We start from the raw sequence: 19,142 nt of genomic DNA, 5'->3' as shown, positions 1-19,142 counted from the left end.
TACCAAACTCGGCGACACCGCCCTTACGCAATGACTGCATCCGTTTCGGGCGCGGTCGATTTGAATTTGACGAGGGGCAATCGATGAGCGCTTTCGGACGCAAGAATGGCACCGGCGGAATGAGCAAGGGCGCACGCCCGAGCTTCGGTGTTGCCAAGCCGATGCGCGGCGGCGGCGGCAATGGCGGCGCCCCGGATGCGGAAAAGCCCGCAGAAGGCGGAGAGCAATTCCCGCCCGTCCCGCCAGAAGGTGCACCGGTTTCCGCCGGTAATGATCGAAACGCCGATGCGATGGATCGCCTTTCCGAACGCGCCAACGCCATTCACGAAAAGCAGGAAATCGGCGGCTTCGAAGCCAGCGTCCACAAGATCAAGGAACAGGTGCTGCCGCGCCTGCTCGAACGTGTCGATCCCGAAGCGGCGGCGACGCTTTCCAAGGAAGAGCTTTCCGAGGAATTTCGCCCGATCATCATGGAAGTGCTGGCCGAACTGAAGGTCACGCTGAACCGGCGCGAGCAGTTCGCGCTGGAAAAGGTGCTGATCGACGAATTGCTCGGCTTCGGTCCGCTGGAAGAGCTGCTTGGCGATCCCGACGTGTCGGACATCATGGTCAACGGCCCGGACCAGACCTACATCGAAAAGAAGGGCAAGCTGATCGTCGCGCCGATCAAGTTCCGCGACGAAGGGCACCTTTTCCAGATCGCCCAGCGCATCGTGAACCAGGTCGGCCGTCGCGTCGATCAGACCACGCCGCTCGCCGACGCCCGCCTGAAAGACGGCAGCCGCGTCAACGTCATCGTGCCACCGCTTTCGCTGCGCGGCACCGCGATCTCCATTCGTAAGTTCTCCGAAAAGCCCATCACGCTGGACAATCTGCGCGATTGGGGTTCGATGAACGACAAGATGTGTACGGCGCTGAAAATTGCCGGTGCCTGCCGCATGAACGTCGTGATCTCGGGCGGTACCGGCTCGGGCAAGACGACGATGCTCAACTCGCTGTCCAAAATGATCGACCCGGGCGAGCGTGTGCTGACCATCGAGGACGCCGCCGAACTTCGCCTGCAGCAGCCGCACTGGCTGCCGCTGGAAACCCGCCCGCCGAACCTGGAGGGCCAGGGCGCCATCACCATTGGCGATCTTGTGAAGAACGCCCTGCGTATGCGCCCTGACCGGATCATCCTGGGCGAAATTCGTGGAGCGGAATGTTTCGACCTCCTCGCCGCCATGAACACCGGCCATGACGGCTCCATGTGTACGCTGCACGCCAACAGTCCGCGCGAATGTCTGGGCCGTATGGAAAACATGATCCTGATGGGCGACATCAAGATCCCGAAAGAAGCCATCAGCCGTCAGATCGCCGAATCCGTCGATCTGATCGTGCAGGTGAAGCGCCTTCGCGACGGTTCGCGCCGCACCACCAACATCACCGAGGTGATCGGCATGGAAGGCGACGTGATCGTGACGCAGGAGCTGTTCAACTTCGAATATCTCGACGAGAGCGAGGACGGCAAGATCATCGGTGAGCATCGTTCCTCCGGCCTTCGCCCCTATACGCTTGAAAAAGCGCGCCAATTCGGATTCGACCAGGCCTATCTGGAAGCGTGTCTGTAAGCGTTGGTTGATGAAACACATGCGGCGGGCAAGTGTTTGCAAAGGCCGCAGCCAAGCGCGATATCGACAGGTGTGAAAGAGCGTTGCGGTGAAGCTACGCACGCTGCCAGCCTGTAGGAAAGCCCTATCCGCGCAGCCAGCCGATCGCTCCGAACGCCAGCAGCGCCAGCCCGGCAAAGGTGCTGAGCGCGGCGATGTCGCGCCATGGCATTACGCCGACCGCATCGGGGTGCTTGCGGCGCGCACGACGTCTCTCTCCCAAGGCAGCGATTGCCGACAGCACCAGCAGCGCCGCGCCCGCCAGCATGTAGCGGGTCGCATCGCTCGCAAAGGTGATGAAATCGGGCCAGACCATCTCGGCTGCGAAATAGATCGACCGGCCCGCGCCGACAACGCTTGATCGCCCCGCGCGCTGGCCTATGGCGCGGCGGTGAGCCATTCCGTCGCCGACCGGCCCTTGCTGGCCCTTCTCCTGCGCCTTCTCGGCATTGGCGGCTTTGCGGCGATGGCCGTTCTTATCAAGCTGGCGGACGATACCGGCGTGCATTTGCTGGAGATCATTTTCTGGCGCCAGTTCGTCTCCGTTCCCATCGTGCTCGCCTGGGCGGCGATGGCTGGCGGCATGCACCTGATAAGAACCGACCGACCAAAGGCACATGCCGTGCGGGCGGGATATGGCATTGTCGGCATGGTCCTGAATTTCGGCGGCGTGATCCTGCTGCCGCTTGCCGAAGCGACGGCGTTGTCCTTCTCCGCCCCGATCTTCGCCGTCATCCTGTCGATCGTCCTGCTGAAGGAAACGGTCGGCTCATGGCGCTGGTCCGCGGTGATTGCGGGCTTTGCCGGCATCCTTGTCATCGCGCAGCCGGGCGGCAACGACATTCCGCTGTTCGGCGCGATGGTGGCGCTGGGCGGCGCATTCATGATCGCGCTCATCTCTATCCAGATCCGCGATCTGGGGCGGACGGATCATCCCGTCGCCATCGTGTTCTGGTTTGCCGTCGCGACCGTCATCGTCGCCCTGCCCGCGCTTTTTTTCGTGCACGAGCCGCTTACCGCGCAGCAATGGCTGCTGCTTCTCGGCATCGGCATCACCGGCACGTGGGGCCAGGTGCTGATCACGCTAGCGCTGCGATACGGCACGGTGTCGAGCGTCATCGTGATGGACTATTCCAATCTCATCTGGGCGACGCTGCTCGGCTGGATCGTCTTCAGCACCGTGCCGCCCGTCACCACCTGGCTCGGCGCGCCGCTGGTGATCGGTGCAGGCCTGCTCATCACCTGGCGTGAGCGGGTTCTGAGCCGCCAGAGGGCTGCCATCGTGCAAGGCGCTGGCGGAACTTGACCGGTGCTGGTAGGTTTTCACGTCAACAGGGCGTCAAAGCCACGCAAGACCAGGAGTTTGCAATGATCCGCAAGATTATGATCGCCATCGGCGTTTCCGCCCTCGCCGTGTCCGCCACCGCGTGCAACACGATCAAGGGCCTTGGCCAGGACATCGAGTCCGTCGGCGAAGCTGGCGACCGCGCCATCTGATCGATTACCGATTTTGTGCTGAAACGCCCGGCGGAGCGATCCGGCGGGCGTTTTGCTATGCGGACTTGCGATAGACGAGCATCAGATTGTTCGCCGGCATTTCGACGCGGCGGGTTCTGCTCAGCCCCGCCGCGCTCGCAAGCTCGTCGAGCCAGGCGACATCGCGAATGCCCCAGCGCGGATCGCGCGATTTCAGGCTGGCATCGAATGCGAGATTGGACGGCGCGGTTTCGACCTCGCGCTCGAAAAACGGGCCGTAAAGGATCAGCGGCGCGCCCTGATTGAGGAGACGCCCCGCGCCCGCCAACAGTCCCCGCGTCGCCTCGGGCGGGCTGATATGGATCATGTTGACGCACAGGATGGCGGCTGCCTCCTCCCGTGGCCAACCATGCTCGCTCGCATCGAGTGCGACCGGCGCGCGCAGATTGGCCAGAGCCGACTCTTCCCGATACGCCGCGATCGAAGTTAGCGCCTCCTGATCGGGATCGCTGGGTTGCCAGGCAAGCTGCGTGAAGCGGCGCGCGAAATAGATCGCATGCTCGCCCGTTCCGCTGGCGATTTCCAGGACGGTCCCCGCGTCGGGCAGCTCTTCGGCAAGGACGCCGGCGATGGCGGCCCGGTTGCGCTGTGTGGCAGGGGCGTGGCGCTTCAACGCGAGACCCGGCGCGGCCCGGCCGCCGCCCGCGCACGGCGTTCGCGAATTGCGATCCAGACGAGAAGTCCGGCGGGGCCGGCCATCAGCGTCAGCACAAGCACCGGCGCCTGCACCCATCGCGAAAAGCCCTTGTGGTCCGCATCCCTGCCGATCCACAATCCGACGAACAGATCGAAGGCGAGGTAATGTATCCAGCCGATCGTGACACCGCCGTCGGATGCGAACAGCGCCCGCACGCCCTCGATGGTCGTGAAGCCGCCTCCACCGCCCTCACCCGTCGCCGCCGGATCGACCGCGCCGGTCAGCACCAGCGCCATGAACAGCGCGTAGGCGAAGCACAGCAGGCCCGCCCCGGCGTAGAATATCACCGTCTGCACCAACTGCGTGCGCGGCGCGAGGATGAGCACGGCCCACATCAGGATCGTCCAGCCCTGCGCGATATTGAAAGCGAGATCCCAGTTCACTCAGCCTCCTCCGCCACCGCCAGTGCACGCTGAAATTCGCGCGCCAGCCGCATGATCGCATCGTGTTCGTGAATGAACTGCCCGCCCGCCTTGGACGACGCCGCCTGCAAAGCCGCGTCGGCAAGGTCCGGCGCGCGCATGGATCTAAATTTGCTCTTGCCGCCGGAAAGAAACATGTCGGCCATCGGCGCGACCATCTGGCCCAACGCTTCCAGCGGACGAATATCGTTCTCCCGCCGCCCGCGCAGCAGGCCGGGCCGTAATATGTCGAGCCGGTGAAATTTGAGCGCCTTCAGGTCGTGCTCGGTTTCCCCCTTCACCTGCAGGTAGGCGTTCTTCGAATAGCGGTCCGCGCCGACCGAGCTGACATGCACGAAATTGCGCACACCGGCTTCCTTCGCCGCGGTTGCGAATTCGAGAACGAGATCGTGATCGACCTCGCGGCGCGCTTCATTGCTTCCGGCCTTGCGGCGGGTGGTGCCGAGCGCGCAGATCAGCGCTTCGGGCGAAAGCTGCTGGACGACATTGGGCCATTCCTCGCTGGGTGCCAGCACCAGCTCGATCCGCGCACCTTGCGGAAATTTCATTTCGCGCCGTGCCAATGCCTGTAGGACGAGCCCGCGCAAATCTGGCGAGCGGGCGATGACGGTTCGGCCGATCAGGCCTGTGGCGCCGACGAGCAGCGCCCTGATATTCTCAGACATTGGAAAGCCCTTCCGGTGCCGATCCGAAGATCGCCGCATATTGGCGCATGGCGTAATTGTCCGTCATCCCGGCGATGAAATCGGCGATATGCCGCCCGCGTTCCGGCTCGCTTTCGGGGATCGAGGTGGCCCAGCTTGCCGCCATCAGATCGGGCTTCTGGTCGTATGCGGCATAAAGCCGTGCGATCACGTCCTTGGCCAGCCCCGCGGTGCGCAGCTGCTCCTCGTGATGGTAGAGCCGATCGTACATGAAAGCCTTCAGCCGCCTTTCGCGCTGCGCCATCTCGGGGGAGAAAGCGGCAAGCGCGTGCCCGGCATCGCGCACGTCCTGCACGCTATCGACCCCTCTTAGTCCCTCTTCGGTCATTTTCAGCACGTCATTGACCATGATCCCGATCTGGCTTCGCACAAGCTCGCGCAGCAATTCCTCCTGCGACGCGCCGGGAAAGCGCTTTTCGACGTCGCGCCAGATATCGGCGACGAAATCCAGCGTCAGCAGGTCGTCGAGCTCCAGAAAGCCTGCGCGAAGGCCATCGTCGATATCGTGATTGTCATAGGCGATATCGTCCGCCAGCGCCGCAATCTGCGCTTCCAGCGTCGGATAGCGGGTGAGCTCCAACGGGAATTGCGCATCGAGCTCGGCCAGTGCCCATTCGGGTTCCGCGACCGGTCCGTTATGCTTGGCGAGCCCTTCGAGCACTTCCCAGCTGAGATTGAGCCCCGGCATGCCGCAATAGGGGCTGTCGATCCGCATCGCCGTTCTCAACGTGTGGCCATTGTGGTCGAAACCGCCCCGCCTTTTAAGCGCGGCATCCAGCGCGTCCTCCCCGGAATGGCCGAAAGGGGGATGGCCGAGATCGTGCGCAAGGCACAGAGCCTCGGTCAGATCCTCGTCGAGGCCCAGCTGGCGGGCAATGACGCGCCCGATCTGCGCGACCTCGAGACTGTGCGTCAGGCGGACGCGGTAATGGTCTCCATCGGGGGCGATGAACACCTGCGTCTTGCCCGCGAGCCGGCGGAAGGCGATCGAATGAATGATGCGATCCCGGTCGCGCTGGAAAGCGCTGCGGGGCCCGCGTGCGGTGTGGCCCGGCTGATCGAATTCGCGCCCGCGGCTTGTCTCGGGATCGGCGGCATAGGGGGCGCGGGACATGGCCGCTGCGCTAAGCGAGCGGCCACCGGGTGACAACGGGAACAGCTGGGGAACGCGGGCGCTATTCGGCCTTTTCGCCCATGATCCAGTCCGCCGCCGCCCTGGCGTAAATGCCCATGCAATCGTAGATCGGGATGACATTCGCATCGACATCGACGATCAGTTCGAGCTCGGTATTGGCGAGCACCACCGCTTTTGCGCCATCCGCCTCGTAGCGGGTGAACATGGAACGCAGCGTACGGCCGGAATCCTTCTTCGCCTTGCCCACCATCAGCTCTTCATAGATGATCCGGTCCAGCTGTTCGACATGGTCCATGTCCGGCGGGATCAAATCGACATCGTGAGCGACGAGGCGGCGGCGGTAGAAGCTTTCGGTCATGACGCTTTTGGTGCCGACCAGCACCGCTGTCTGCACGCCGTCCGCTTTCATCTTGCGGCCCACGCATTCGGCGATGTGGAGCACCGGTATCTCGACCTGCGCCTGCACCTCGGCATAGGCCTTGTGCATGGAATTGGCCCCGATCACCAGCATTTCCGCGCCCGCATCGGCCAGCCGCTTGCCGGACTCGGCTACGATCCGCACGGCGTTGTCCCATTCCTCGCTGCTCTGCGGGCGAAAGACGCTCGCGAAATCCAGGCTTTCGATGAGCATGGGCGCGGAGGCAGGCGCGCCCGTTTCGCGCTGCACGATACGGTTGACCCGCTCGTAGAAGCGGTGGGTCGAAACCCAGCTCATGCCGCCGATCATGCCTAGCTTGCGCAAATCATTGCCCCTTTTTCGTGTATCCGGTCCGAACGGCGCGCGACTGCGCCCGTTCCCCGCTAGTCGAGCGCCTTGACGATTTCCTCGACCATCTTCTTCGCGTCCGACAGCAGCATCATCGTCTGATCCATGTAGAAGACATCGTTATCGACACCGGCATAGCCCACGCCGCCCATGCTGCGCTTGATGAAGAAGACCTGTTTCGCATTGCCGACATCGAACACCGGCATGCCGTAGATCGGGCTGGACTTGTCCGTCTTCGCCGCCGGGTTCACCACATCGTTCGCGCCGATGATGAAGGCGACGTCCGCCTGCGCGAATTCGCTATTGATGTCCTCCAGCTCGAACACGTTTTCGTAAGGCACCTGCGCTTCGGCGAGCAGCACGTTCATATGCCCTGGCATGCGTCCAGCGACGGGGTGGATGGCGTATTTCACCTCCACGCCCTTCTCTTCCAGCATGTCGGCCATTTCGCGCAGCGCGTGCTGCGCCTGGGCCACGGCCATGCCGTATCCGGGGATGATGATGACCTTTTCCGCCTGTTCCAGCATGAAGGCCGCATCCGCCGCGCTACCCTGCTTGTAGGGGCGCTGCTCCTTTGCCTCGCCGCTGCCGCCGCCGCTATCGTCCGCGCCGAACCCGCCCGCGATCACGGAGATGAAGCTGCGGTTCATCGCCCGGCACATGATGTAGCTCAGGATCGCGCCCGACGAACCGACCAGCGCGCCGGTGATGATCATCGCCGTATTGCCAAGCGTGAAGCCCATCGCCGCTGCCGCCCAGCCGGAATAGCTGTTCAGCATCGAGACCACGACCGGCATGTCCGCCCCGCCGATGGGGATGATCAGCAGGAAACCGATGATGAAGGCGAGCACCGTCAACGCCGCGATGTAAGGCAATGTTGCGTCCGGCCCCGTCGCCATAGCGAACAATGCCGTCAGCACGATAATCGCCGCAAGTGTGCCGAGATTTATGACATGTCGCGCAGGCAGCAGGATCGGCGACCCGCTCATCCGGCCAGAAAGCTTGGCAAACGCGATGACCGAACCGGAAAAGGTGATTGCGCCGATGGCGATGCCGAGTCCCATCTCGATCTTGCTTATGGGACTAATGCCCGTAGCGGTGAGCAAGCCAAATGCCGCGGGATTGAGATAGGCCGCCCAGCCGACCAGCACTGCGGCAAGGCCGACCAGCGAGTGGAACCCCGCTACCAGTTCGGGCATCGCCGTCATGGCGATGCGCCGCGCGATGATGAAGCCGATCGCACCACCGATCAACATCGCCACGCCGATTTCCGGCAGGTTGGCGATATCGTGCGTCACCAGTGTCGTCACAACGGCGATCAGCATACCGACCATGCCGAAACGATTACCGCGGCGACTGCTTGCAGGGCTGGAAAGCCCGCGCAGCGCGAGAATGAAGAATACGCCCGCGATCAAGTAGGCAAGCATCGCCAAGGTCGGCGTGCCGGAACCTGCTCCGCCTTCATACCCGCCAAGGTATGCTGCGGCGGCTGCGAAGAAAGACAACTTCATTTACTTGTCCTTCTTCTTGTACATGGCGAGCATCCGCTCAGTCACCGCGAAGCCGCCGAAAATATTCACGCTCGCGAGTACCACCGCAGCGAGACCCAGCCACTTCGCCACATCACTTCCCGCCTCCGCAGCGGCGATCAGGCCGCCGACGATAATCACGCTGGAAATCGCATTCGTCACCGCCATCAGCGGCGTATGCAGGGCGGGCGTGACCGACCAGACGACGTAATAGCCGACGAAACACGCCAGCACGAAGATCGACAGGATGCTGATAAAGTCCATGAACGACGCTCTCCCTTCAGACTTTTATTGCCGAAGGGGGAAGAGGTGTCGAGGCACGAATATGCGCGGTGCACAAAAAAGGCCGCGCACGTGGCGCGGCCTTTCCAGGGGGATCGATCGACGGTGGCGATTACATCGGCGGCAGGAGCACACCGTTGATGGAATGGATGACGCCGTTGGAGGCTCCGATATCGGCCGTCTCGACAAAGGCGGAACTGCCATTGGCGCCGGTCAGGCGCACGAAATTGCCCTGCATCGTGGCGCGAAGGGTCGCACCATTCACGGTCGTGAGGTTGGCCGTACCGCCACCCGCGGCGATCTGCGCCATGAGATCGGCGGCGGTCACCCGGCCCGACACGGCGTGATAGGTCAGTACCGAACTCAGCAGGTCCGTGTCGTTCATCGCCGCTGTCCGCAGCGATGCGGGAAGCGCGGCGAAAGCGGTGTCGGTGGGAGCGAAGACGGTAAACGGCCCATCGCCATTCAGCGTCGCGGCAAGGTTGGCGGCAACCACTGCCTGTTCCAGCGTGGTGTGATTGGGCGACGCCACCACGATTTCCGTGACGGTCTGGTCGGACATCATCATGCCGTCCGTGGTTGCGCAGCCAGCGGTTGCTACGGCGGCGGCAGCGGCGAGTAGGACGTGAGGAAGGCGCATTGGTGATCTCCGGTTGGTTGTGCTGAATCAACGGCCTGACGATGCGCGATGTTCCGAGATTCACCCCCGCAGGGACCATTGGAGGTAGTCAGGCCGTGTCGTGCAACCTCTCGTTCACGACCTTGCCGCCCTTCGTCAGCCGCACCGCGTCGCCGATCTCCTCGTCCAGCACTGGCTTGTGCTGCTCCTCGTCCCAGAAGGCGTTGAGGAAGTTGAACAGGTTGCGGCTGAACAGCGCGCTTGCATCCGCTGCCAGATGGCCGGCGGTGTTGCCGAAGCCGATGATTTTCACGCCGTGCTTCTCGACGGCCTCGTCGGGCTTCGATCCTTCGACATTGCCGCCTTGCGCAACAGCGAGATCGTAAATCACGCTGCCTTCGCGCATGGTCGCGATCTGCGCGTCCGAAATCAGGCGCGGCGCCGCACGGCCGGGGATCAGCGCGGTGGTGATAACGATGTCCTGCTTGGCGATGTGCGCGCTCACCAGTTCGGCCTGCGCCTTCTGGTATTCCGCGCTCATCTCCGTCGCGTAGCCGCCGCTGCCCTCGCCCTCGATCCCCTCCACTTCTTCGACGAAAACCGGCTTCGCGCCCAGCGACTGGATCTGCTCCTTCGTGGCCGAGCGGACATCGGTCGCGCTTACCTGCGCGCCGAGGCGCTTCGCCGTGGCGATCGCCTGCAGGCCCGCGACGCCGACTCCCATGACGAAGACCTTCGCGGCGGAAACGGTGCCCGCCGCCGTCATCATCATGGGGAAGGCGCGGCCATATGTGTCTGCCGAGGCGATGACCGCCTTGTATCCGGCGAGGTTGGACTGGCTGGAAAGGACGTCCATGCTCTGCGCGCGGGTGATGCGCGGCATGAATTCCATCGACAGCGCCTCCAGCCCCGCCTGGGCATAGGCATCCACGCGATCTCTCTCGCCGAAGGGATCGAATGTCGCAGCAACCCAGGCACCGGGCTTGGCCCCTTGCAATAGCGCCGGATCGGGGGCCTGGACGCCCAGCACGATATCGGCTTCCCTGACGACCGCATCGGCCGAGCCAAGCTCCGCCCCGGCATCGCGATACGCCTCATCCGTGATCGCGGCTCCCGTGCCTGCACCGGCCTCCACGGCGACATCGGCACCAAGGGCGCCGAACTTCTTTACCGTTTCCGGGGTCGCGGCGACACGGTTCTCACCGGTCGCACGCTCCTTCAGGATCGCGATCCGCATCCGCTGCCCGGTCGGGTCAGGCAATCAGGATCACGACGAAGAACGCGATCGCCAGGATCAGCGGCACGGCCCATTTCAGCATGCCGATAAAGCTCGCATACGTGCCGTGCGCTTTTTTCATGTCGTGCGGATTTGCCATCTGGCTTCATGCCCCTTTCGCGAATGTCGATGTCATATTGCGAACGGCTGTATCGCGCCGCTTGCCCGCGCTCAAGCCCCACCCCCTCCCAACATAAGGACAGGCAAGCTTAATGGGCTTTTTACCCCCTGCCGTTAACCGGTTCTCCGATCCCCCGGAAAAGCCGGGCCGAATTGGTGAAGTTGCATGGCCGAGACCGAACAGCGTCTGTTGATGCTGATTGACGATGAACCGGCGCAAAGCCGGCTGATCTCCGCCCTCGCCGGGCGCGAAGGCTGGCGCACGCTTGTCGTCGGCGATTCGGAAAAGGCCATCGCGACGCTGGGCACGCGGCAGGGGATGCAGCTTTCCGCCATCATCCTCGACCAGTGGGTTCCGGGCGACCGCGCCTGCGAGCTCATCGCCGAGTTGAAAGAGCGCCGACCCGCCCTGCCCATCCTGATGCTGACGACCAGCACCAGCCCGCAGCTTGCGGTAGAGGCGATGCGCGCGGGGGCTACCGATTATCTGGTAAAGCCCGTCGCGCCCGATCGCCTGATGCAGGCGCTGCGCAATGCAACTACGCTGGAAGCTCCACAGGACGAGCTGACCCCGCTGTCGGAGAAATTCGAAAGCGATCTCGATTTCGACGCCATGGTCGGCACCGCGCCGCCTTTCCGCGATGCCCTGGCAAAGGCCGCCAAGGCCGCACGGGGGCATGGTCATGTCCTGATCGAAGGCGAAAGCGGCACCGGCAAGGACATGCTTGTGCGCGCGATGCACGCCGCCTCGCCGCGTTCCAAGACCGAATTTCGCATGCTCAACGTGTCGGGCATTCCCGCCAGCAGCATGGAATCGGCACTGTTCGGCCATGAAAAGGGGGCGTTCCCCGGCGCGTTCGACCAGCAGGTCGGGGCCCTGCAGCATTGCGACGGCGGGACGCTTGTCCTCGATGAGGTCGATCGCCTGCCGACGGATCTGCAGGATCGGCTCGCCGACGTTATCGAAAGCGGGCAGGTCAAGCCGATCGGGGCACAATATGCGTTCAAGGTGGATGTGCGCATCATCGCCGCCAGCAATCTGCCGCTCGCCGATCTGGTCGCGACCGGTCATTTCCGGGAGCGCCTGCTTGCCGCCCTGTCCCGCACCGCGGTGGAGCTACCGCCCCTTCGCCAACGCAGCGGCGACGTGCCCGCTCTCACCCGCCATTTCCTGACCCGTATCGGCGATCAGCCGGGCCTGCGTCCGCTCGGCATCACGTCGGACGCCTTGAACCTCCTCTCGGCCTTCGAATGGCCCGGCAATGTGCGCCAGCTGCAGGCGGTGCTCTTCCGCGCGGCCGTGTTCTGCGATGGCGATGCGCTGACCACCGAGGACTTCCCGCAATTGCGCGAGATCGTCGGCGAATGCGAAGCGCCCGATGTGCCGCTGCGTGAGAGCGCAGGCGTCCAGCTCTACACGGCCGACGGCAATCTGCGCCCGCTGGAAGAGATCGAGGCCGATGTGATCCGCCTCGCCATCGGCCATTATCGCGGACGCATGACGGAAGTGGCTCGCAGGCTGGGCATCGGGCGCTCGACGCTTTATCGCAAACTGTCCGATCTCGGCATCGATAACGCAGCCTAAAGTCCAGGGTTTCTGCGGCCTTCGCGCATCGACAGATCGTTTTTCAGCTGCGAGAAAAAGCGGAACGGAAAGAGCCCTTCGCGCGCTTTCCTAACATGCGTCAATATCGTGACATTCTTGCAATTTCAGCCGCCCTGCTTGCCCTGCCCTCGTGCGGACCTTCTGATGATGGAGCGCAATCCAACGACCCGGCAGAGGCCGTTTCGCCTCGGCCCGACACTTCCGAAAGTACGGCGACACTGGGCCACATCACCTATTCCTTCGATCCGCGCCTGCTCACTGCGGCCGATGTCGATATCGCAATACCTCCCGCAAACGACAGGCACCACACGGCCACCAAGCTGATACCTGCGGACCGCGCGGCGCGCATCGGTCAGGAAGGCTGCATGTATGGTGCGGACGACGTTCCGACGCGCTGCAATGCGGAGCGGGAACCCGGCCTTGCGCTTGCCCTGCTTCCCCGTCCAATCGGCGAGTATCGGGGCCATTTCCAAGGACAGTCGGCATATGGCGTCGATACTGTCGAGCGCTCGGGCGTGGAGGGATTTGCCTATCGCTCGCAAGCAGACGCGGTGGTGACCGAATACCTCTTCCTGCCAAGCCGCGATCGTACCATCCTGATAGCGCGCAGCGTTGGCGACAATCTCCCCGACCACGTTGCAAACGAATTCGAAGAGGTGATTTACAGCATCGCGTCCGCCGTGCGCGAGGCGGACGGCGTGGGACGCGCGGCGAGCTAGTCGACCAGCCCGCCAAAGTCGGTGAGCGCGGCATCGCGCATGCCGCGCCAGACATTTCGCGCTTGTACCGTCTCGAAAACATCGTGCACGCGCAGCAGCTGTACGCCCGCATCCATCCCGACCTGGGCGAGCGCGAGTGAACCGCCAATACGTTCATGCGCAGGCGCTTCATTGCTGAGCGCGCCGATCATCCGCTTGCGACTTGCGCCGAGCAATAGCGGCTGGCCGAGCGCATGGAACAGCGCCAGCCCATTGAGCAGCGCAAGATTGTCCGACACCGCCTTGCCGAAACCGATACCGGGATCGAGGACGATCCGCTCCCGCGCCACGCCGCCCGCAACGGCCCTGTCTCGCACTTCGCGCAGCATGTCGAACACATCGAACAGCACGGCATCGTAATCGCCGTCGGCATGCAGATCCTCGCCAGTGCCGGGCGCGTGCATCAGGATGACCGGCGCATCGACCGAGGCCGCCAATTCCAGCGAACGCGGATCGTAGCGCAGCGCCGAGACATCGTTGATGATGTGCGCGCCCGCATCCAGCGCGGCTTCCATCACCGCCGGACGGCGCGTGTCCACGCTGACCACAGCGCCCATGGCGACGCATTGCTCGACCGCGGGACGTACCCGTTCGATCTCCTCGCCTTCCCAGACCGCCTTGGCGCCCGGCCGCGTGCTTTCCCCGCCAATGTCGATGATGGCGGCGCCCGCTTCGTGCATGGCGGCGGCGTGGCTGCGCATCGCCTCGGGATCGTCCATGAACTTGCCGCCATCGCTGAAGCTGTCCGGCGTGACGTTGAGGATGCCCATCACTTGCGGCTGATCGAGCCGGACCGTGCGGTCCCCCAATTGCATCGGCGGATGCGCCATACGCAGGTTCGACCACTGCATCTCGGCCTCCGCGCCCAGCTCGGCAGGCAGCCGGGCAAGCGCCGCCTCGATGCCGTCCGCGGTCACGACCTCGCGGCTGACGACAGCGCCCTCCCGCCGCACGATGACCGCGAACTCGCGCGCATAGACCATACCGCCCGCCAACCGCACCGCGTCGCCTTCGACCGCCTGCGGACCGGACACGGTGGTGAGCGGCTGGATGTAGAGCTTGTCGGTGGTCATGTGTGTGCTTTCAACGGGTTGGCGGTGGGGGTGTGACAAGTGTTACAGTGTCCTGGCGGAGAAACACGATCTGTTACCTTGCGGGCAAAATCTGTGACCCTACGGCTGGAAGGTGTAGCTTTAGCGAAGTTGGCGGCGCCCATCATGCCGCTAGGTAAAGCACAGCGGGATGCCGGTAGGAAACTTCTCGTCGCTCCTGCGCAGGCAGGGGCCTATCCAAGCTGTCTAGTCGCTCCACGGGCGTTGTCTGGATCCCCGACTCCGCTGGGATGACGAAAAAGCAAAGCCGCAATCAATCCTCCGCCGCAAGCAAATACAGTCCCCGCGCCGCGTCGATGGGCTTGACCTCGCCGCCCGCTTCGTAGTGCCAGAAGGTCCAGCCATTGCAGCTCGGCGCGTTCTGAATGGTTTTGCCGACGCCGTGAATGCTGCCGGTCTCCTTGCCACACTCGATCGAGCCATCGGCCCGCACCGTCGCCTTCCAGCGGCGCTTCTTGTCGAAAATCTGCGTCCCGGGCTTCAGCAGGCCCGCCTCCACCACCGCGCCGAAGGCGACACGCGGCTGGCTCTTGCGGCTCTGCATCGTCGTGAGCGCGCTTTCGTCCAGCGGCATTTCCTTGTCGATCCGCGCGCGCGCCACCTTGCGATAGGCCGCCTCGCGCTCGCAACCGATCCATGATCTCCCCAGCCGCTTCGCAATCGCGCCCGTCGTGCCGGTGCCGAAGAACGGATCGAGCACCACATCGCCCTTCTCGGTCGTCGCCAGCAGCACGCGATACAGCAGCGCCTCGGGCTTTTGCGTCGGATGCGCCTTGTGGCCCGCCTCGTCCTTCAAACGCTCCCCGCCCGAACAGATCGGGAAGGTCCAGTCGCTTCGCATTTGCAGCTCGTCATTCAGCGTTTTCATCGCGCGATAGTTGAAGTGATATTTCGCCTTTTCGCCCTGGCTCGCCCAGAGCAGCGTTTCATGCGCGTTCGTGAAGCGGGTGCCGCGAAAGTTCGGCATCGGGTTGGTCTTGCGCCAAACCACATCGTTGAGAATCCAGAAGCCGAGATCCTGCAGGATCGCGCCGACACGGTAGATATTGTGATAGCTGCCGATCACCCACAGCGCGCCATCGGGCTTGAGAACCCGTCTGCACTCGGTCAGCCAATCCCTTGTGAAATTGTCGTAAATCGTGAAGCTGTCGAACTGGTCCCAATCGTCCGTCACGGCATCGACATGGCTGCCATCGGGCCTGTTGAGATCGCCGCCAAGCTGGAGATTGTAAGGCGGGTCGGCGAAGACGAGATCGACGCTGGCATCGGGCAATTCGCGCAGCCGCTCCACGCAATCGCCGGACAGGATTTTGCCCAGCGGTAAGGTGGACGTGTCGACCGGCACGGCCTTTTTCTGGCGCTTCGGCGCGCGGATTTTCGTCAGCTGACCCACGTGATACTCCCCGAGTTATCCACAGGGGGTAGGTTTCGCGGAGTCCGCGGGTCAAGCGGCAATTATGCCGCGCCGCGCCATCGCAGGAGGAGAACGAAGCGAGTCCGGCACAAGATGTTGAGTCCCCTACTGGCCAGTGGACTCCATATGCTGGGGTGTGGCGCTGAGGACTCAGCCTCTGGCGATCACACAAATAGCAGCGCGGTGTTCCCGGCGAACGCGGCCAGCAACAGCAGGCCGAGCACGCGACCGATACGCTTGGCATAGCGGCACAGCAGAAGCATCAGCACCGCCGACGCGGCAAGAACCGGCACCTCGATATCGAGGATTTCGGGTGAGACCGGCAATGGGGCGATGGTCATGGTCGCGCCGCCGATCAGCAGCAGATTGTAGATGTTGGAACCCACGACATTGCCGATGGCCATGTCCGGTCGGCCTTTCAGCGCGGCGGCAAGCGATGCGGCAAGTTCGGGAAGAGAAGTGCCCACGGCCACCACGGTCAGCCCGATCACGGCATCGGACACGCCAGCAATTGTTGCCAGCTCGATCGCACCGTCGACCAGCAGCGCGCCTCCGCCCACCAGGATGCCCAGCCCTACCAGGAACAGCGCGATGGCAGCGAACGTGCCGAGCGGTGGGCCTTCGTCGTCATCGTCGCCCAGTTCGGGCGGGTGGTTGATGCGCCACACGACATAAGCAGCGAGCGCCGCCAGCAATCCAAATCCGATCCATACGGAAGCAAGCTGCGCCGAGGCGATGCCCCAGAACAGGAGCGTGGCCAGCAGGCCGACCACCGCATCGCGTTTTCCCACGCCGTGCATGACGATGGGCGCGACCAGCGCGGTCGCGCCGAGGATCAGCAGCGTGTTGGCGAGGTTCGACCCGACGATATTGCCCCACGCAATGCCGGGCGATCCTGCGAGCGCGGCCTGCACGCTCGCGACCATTTCTGGCATGGATGTCGCTGCCCCGACAATGACGAGGCCGGTGACGAGATGCGAAATGCCGAGCCGGTTGGCGATGGAAACGGCACCGCGCACCAGCAGCTCCCCGCCGATGAACAGGCCGACAAGGCCGCCGACAATGCTTGCGATGAGAATGACCATGGCCGCGCGTTACAGCGCCATTTCCATTTGCGCCACCGGGGCGAATGATCGCCTGTGCAGCGGCGTCGGGCCATGCCGGCGCAGCGCCTCCATATGCTCTTTCGAGCCATAGCCCTTGTTTCGCTCCCACCCGTAATGGGGATGCTCGGCAGCGGCTTCGGCCATCAGCCTGTCTCGATACTGCTTGGCGAGGATACTGGCTGCTCCGATCGCCGGTTCGCGTCCATCTCCGCCCACCACCGGCGTCGCGTCCCAGCGCCATCTTTCGCAGCGGCCTTGCGGCGTGAGGTTGCCGTCGATCAGCGCGGCCAGATCGTGATTGGCGACGGCCTCGCACAATCGCTCCATCGCCAGGCTCATTGCCAGCATGGTCGCGCCGAAGATATTGAGCCGGTCGATATCCTCGACCTCGACCACGCCGATGCCGAAGGCGCAGCGCTGGCGGATACGCGTTTCCGCCTCGCCCCGCGCTTTTGCCGTCAGCTTCTTTGAATCGCCGATGCCTTTGGGTCGCGGCTTGCACAGCAGGACGGCAGCGGCCACAACCGGGCCTGCAAGCGGCCCGCGCCCAGCCTCGTCGACACCGGCGATGAAGGGACCGGGGCCGAGCTCGGCACAAAAATCACAGGAAGGCGTTCCCTGCATCATGCGAAATCTTCTCCTCAGCTCCGCCATATCCCTCGCCTCCATCGCCCTCGCAAGCTGCCAGGGCGGGCAAACCGGGGATACCGCCCCGACCTCGACCACCGCGCCGCAGGGCAATGTCGTCTCCGGTGAACCCGTCGCGCTGCAAGGCAGTTCGCCCTTCGCGGCGAGCAGCCACGGCGAAATGCCCAATCCCTGGGCAATGGCGTTCGAGCCGGGAACGGGCCGCCTTTTCGTGACGCAGCAGGATGGCGACCTGCTGGTCTACGATCCGACCAGCGGCCGCACCGCGACCGTCACCGGCACGCCCGACGTGGTCTATGAAGGCCAGGGCGGCCTCGGCGATATCGCCTTCGCGCCCGACTATGCCACCAGTGGCATGGTGTATCTGAGCTGGGCCAAGGCCTCCGCTGGCGAAACGACCGTCGCTGCCGTGGGCCGCGGCACGCTCGATTGCGACCGCATCGACGCCTGTCGGATCGAAAATTTCCAGCAGGTCTGGCAGCAGAGCCGCGGCGGCGAGCGCAAGGGGCACTATTCGCACCGCATCGCATTCTCGCCCGACGGCCAGCATCTCTATATTGCGAGTGGCGACCGGCAGGAGCAGGATCCGGCGCAGGATTTGAGCAACAATCTCGGCACGATCGTGCGCCTTAATCTCGACGGCACGCCCGCCGCGGGCAATCCCTTTGCCGATCGTGGCTCGCCTACCAATCAAGTGTGGTCCTACGGCCATCGCAACATTCTCGGCCTTGCCTTCTCGCCCGCGGGCGAGCTTTGGGAAATCGAGCATGGCCCGGCGGGCGGCGACGAGCTCAACCATGTCGAGCGCGGCGCCAACTACGGCTGGCCGATCCGCTCCAACGGCGACAATTACGATGGCAGCGACATACCCGATCACACGCCGGACGATGGCTTTGCCAAGCCTGCGATCAGCTGGAGCCCGGTCATCGCGCCCGGCGACATGATCTTCTATACCGGCAGCATGTTCGGCGATTGGCAGGGCCAAGTGCTGGTCGCCAATCTGCGCACCACCTCGATCAGCCGCATTTCCGCGAATGCGGGGGCGAACACCGCCATGGAGGAATCGCGCTACGAATTTCCCGAACGTCTGCGGGACATCGCCCAGGCGCCGGATGGCGCGATCTGGGTGATCGAGGATGACGAGGGTGGGCGCCTGCTGCGCCTCATCCCTGCCGGCTAATCGCAGCAAATCGTTGCGCCGATAGCCGCGCCGCCCTATCGGCGCGCGGCCCATGGACGATACCGCCACCCTGATCCCGCTGGAAGCGGTCGAGCCCGACATGATCGAGGCGCTGCTGGACCGCGCTTTCGGGACGGACCGACATGCCCGCACGGCGTACAAGGTGCGAGACGGCGTTGACTGGCTCCCCGCCCTCAGTTTCGCCGCGCTGGATGCGCACGAAATGCTGGTCGGCACAATCCAGACTTGGCCGGTCGCGCTTACCGACGATCAGGAGCGGCGGCATCCCATGCTGATGGTCGGCCCGGTGGCTGTCGTGCCGGAACATCAGGGTGAGGGGTTTGGCCATGCGCTGATGGCGGCGATGACTGGCGCGCTCGATCCCAAGGCCGCGCTGCCGCAGGTGATGGTGGGCGATCCCGACTACTACAACCGCTTCGGCTTCATCGCCGCACCCGCGCAAGGCTGGACCCTGCCCGGCCCGTTCGAGCAAAAACGGCTGCTGGTTCGCGCGCCCAATCCGGCGGTTCTGCCCGAAAGCGGCACGCTCGGCCCTTGGCGCGGCTGACACGCTCTGCCATCG

General features: G+C 64.0%; 22 protein-coding genes. 7 read left to right on the top strand and 15 right to left on the bottom strand.

Annotation, left to right across the window (positions count from 1 at the left end):
• Positions 1–83 precede the first annotated feature (83 nt).
• Positions 84–1,610, top strand: a complete 1,527-nt coding sequence (locus D6201_RS01665) for a TadA family conjugal transfer-associated ATPase (protein WP_120047122.1) — start codon at positions 84–86, stop codon at positions 1,608–1,610.
• A 124-nt stretch (positions 1,611–1,734) separates the two neighbouring features.
• Here D6201_RS01665 and D6201_RS01660 read toward each other — a convergent pair whose 3' ends face one another.
• Entirely contained in the window at positions 1,735–2,049 is a 315-nt protein-coding gene (locus tag D6201_RS01660; RefSeq protein ID WP_133303918.1) for a hypothetical protein, read from the bottom strand.
• Between D6201_RS01660 and D6201_RS01655 the strand changes: the two genes are divergently transcribed.
• Positions 2,041–2,955, top strand: coding sequence for a DMT family transporter (locus D6201_RS01655; RefSeq protein ID WP_120047120.1), 915 nt, complete (start codon positions 2,041–2,043; stop codon positions 2,953–2,955). The genes D6201_RS01660 and D6201_RS01655 overlap by 9 nt on opposite strands.
• A gap of 62 nt (positions 2,956–3,017) precedes the next feature.
• Positions 3,018–3,146, top strand: a complete 129-nt coding sequence (locus tag D6201_RS01650; protein WP_120047119.1) for an entericidin A/B family lipoprotein — start codon at positions 3,018–3,020, stop codon at positions 3,144–3,146.
• Between the two features lie 55 nt (positions 3,147–3,201).
• On the opposite strand, the gene D6201_RS01645 is transcribed toward D6201_RS01650, so the two are convergent.
• From D6201_RS01645 to D6201_RS12890, 10 genes are all read right to left on the bottom strand, one after another.
• Positions 3,202–3,798, bottom strand: a complete 597-nt coding sequence (locus tag D6201_RS01645; protein WP_165853457.1) for a DUF938 domain-containing protein — start codon at positions 3,796–3,798, stop codon at positions 3,202–3,204.
• Positions 3,795–4,265, bottom strand: a complete 471-nt coding sequence (locus D6201_RS01640) for an ABA4-like family protein (protein WP_120049133.1) — start codon at positions 4,263–4,265, stop codon at positions 3,795–3,797. Before D6201_RS01640 ends, D6201_RS01645 begins: the two co-directional genes overlap by 4 nt.
• A complete protein-coding gene (locus D6201_RS01635) occupies positions 4,262–4,969 on the bottom strand; it encodes an NAD(P)H-binding protein (RefSeq protein WP_120047117.1) in 708 nt (235 codons plus the stop codon). Before D6201_RS01635 ends, D6201_RS01640 begins: the two co-directional genes overlap by 4 nt.
• Positions 4,962–6,122 (bottom strand): deoxyguanosinetriphosphate triphosphohydrolase, encoded by a 1,161-nt coding sequence (locus tag D6201_RS01630; protein WP_120047116.1) that lies wholly within the window; start codon positions 6,120–6,122, stop codon positions 4,962–4,964. Before D6201_RS01630 ends, D6201_RS01635 begins: the two co-directional genes overlap by 8 nt.
• 61 nt (positions 6,123–6,183) lie before the next feature.
• Positions 6,184–6,885, bottom strand: coding sequence for an aspartate/glutamate racemase family protein (locus D6201_RS01625; protein WP_120047115.1), 702 nt, complete (start codon positions 6,883–6,885; stop codon positions 6,184–6,186).
• A gap of 59 nt (positions 6,886–6,944) precedes the next feature.
• Positions 6,945–8,336: an NAD(P)(+) transhydrogenase (Re/Si-specific) subunit beta gene (locus D6201_RS01620; protein ID WP_120049132.1), complete on the bottom strand. Its 1,392-nt coding sequence runs from the start codon at positions 8,334–8,336 to the stop codon at positions 6,945–6,947.
• A gap of 84 nt (positions 8,337–8,420) precedes the next feature.
• Positions 8,421–8,702: an NAD(P) transhydrogenase subunit alpha part 2 gene (locus tag D6201_RS01615; protein WP_119585132.1), complete on the bottom strand. Its 282-nt coding sequence runs from the start codon at positions 8,700–8,702 to the stop codon at positions 8,421–8,423.
• A gap of 130 nt (positions 8,703–8,832) precedes the next feature.
• Positions 8,833–9,360, bottom strand: coding sequence for a fasciclin domain-containing protein (locus D6201_RS01610; protein ID WP_199798171.1), 528 nt, complete (start codon positions 9,358–9,360; stop codon positions 8,833–8,835).
• An 88-nt stretch (positions 9,361–9,448) separates the two neighbouring features.
• Positions 9,449–10,576 (bottom strand): NAD(P) transhydrogenase subunit alpha, encoded by a 1,128-nt coding sequence (locus D6201_RS01605; RefSeq protein ID WP_120047114.1) that lies wholly within the window; start codon positions 10,574–10,576, stop codon positions 9,449–9,451.
• A gap of 16 nt (positions 10,577–10,592) precedes the next feature.
• Positions 10,593–10,697, bottom strand: coding sequence for an aa3-type cytochrome c oxidase subunit IV (locus D6201_RS12890; RefSeq protein WP_165853456.1), 105 nt, complete (start codon positions 10,695–10,697; stop codon positions 10,593–10,595).
• A gap of 204 nt (positions 10,698–10,901) precedes the next feature.
• On the opposite strand from D6201_RS12890, the gene D6201_RS01600 reads away from it, so the two are divergent.
• Positions 10,902–12,320 (top strand): sigma-54-dependent transcriptional regulator, encoded by a 1,419-nt coding sequence (locus D6201_RS01600; protein WP_120047113.1) that lies wholly within the window; start codon positions 10,902–10,904, stop codon positions 12,318–12,320.
• 95 nt (positions 12,321–12,415) lie between these two features.
• The gene (locus D6201_RS01595) at positions 12,416–13,060 is read left to right on the top strand and encodes a hypothetical protein (RefSeq protein WP_120047112.1); all 645 of its coding nucleotides are present in this window, start codon (positions 12,416–12,418) and stop codon (positions 13,058–13,060) included.
• Here the strand turns inward: D6201_RS01595 and folP are convergent.
• The 4 genes from folP to D6201_RS01575 all read right to left on the bottom strand — a co-directional run bounded on the left by folP (position 13,057) and on the right by D6201_RS01575 (position 17,355).
• On the bottom strand, positions 13,057–14,172 hold the full coding sequence (gene folP / locus D6201_RS01590; RefSeq protein ID WP_120047111.1) for a dihydropteroate synthase: 1,116 nt from the start codon (positions 14,170–14,172) through the stop codon (positions 13,057–13,059). The genes D6201_RS01595 and folP overlap by 4 nt on opposite strands.
• A gap of 292 nt (positions 14,173–14,464) precedes the next feature.
• Entirely contained in the window at positions 14,465–15,595 is a 1,131-nt protein-coding gene (locus D6201_RS01585; protein ID WP_120049130.1) for a site-specific DNA-methyltransferase, read from the bottom strand.
• 194 nt (positions 15,596–15,789) lie between these two features.
• A complete protein-coding gene (locus D6201_RS01580) occupies positions 15,790–16,710 on the bottom strand; it encodes a calcium/sodium antiporter (RefSeq protein WP_120047110.1) in 921 nt (306 codons plus the stop codon).
• Positions 16,711–16,719: 9 nt separating this feature from the next.
• Positions 16,720–17,355: a ribonuclease HII gene (locus D6201_RS01575; RefSeq protein ID WP_120049129.1), complete on the bottom strand. Its 636-nt coding sequence runs from the start codon at positions 17,353–17,355 to the stop codon at positions 16,720–16,722.
• A 1-nt stretch (position 17,356) separates the two neighbouring features.
• On the opposite strand from D6201_RS01575, the gene D6201_RS01570 reads away from it, so the two are divergent.
• Together D6201_RS01570 and D6201_RS01565 are read left to right on the top strand one after the other, a co-directional pair.
• Positions 17,357–18,559, top strand: a complete 1,203-nt coding sequence (locus D6201_RS01570; protein WP_120047109.1) for a PQQ-dependent sugar dehydrogenase — start codon at positions 17,357–17,359, stop codon at positions 18,557–18,559.
• 52 nt (positions 18,560–18,611) lie between these two features.
• Positions 18,612–19,127, top strand: a complete 516-nt coding sequence (locus D6201_RS01565; protein WP_120047108.1) for a GNAT family N-acetyltransferase — start codon at positions 18,612–18,614, stop codon at positions 19,125–19,127.
• Positions 19,128–19,142 lie beyond the last annotated feature (15 nt).

This window comes from Aurantiacibacter aquimixticola, from assembly GCF_003605475.1.
GTDB classification, from domain to species: Bacteria; Pseudomonadota; Alphaproteobacteria; order Sphingomonadales; family Sphingomonadaceae; genus Alteraurantiacibacter; species Alteraurantiacibacter aquimixticola_B.
The sequence above is the reverse complement of the archived record's forward strand: the minus strand, read 5'-3'. Positions and strand labels throughout refer to the sequence as shown.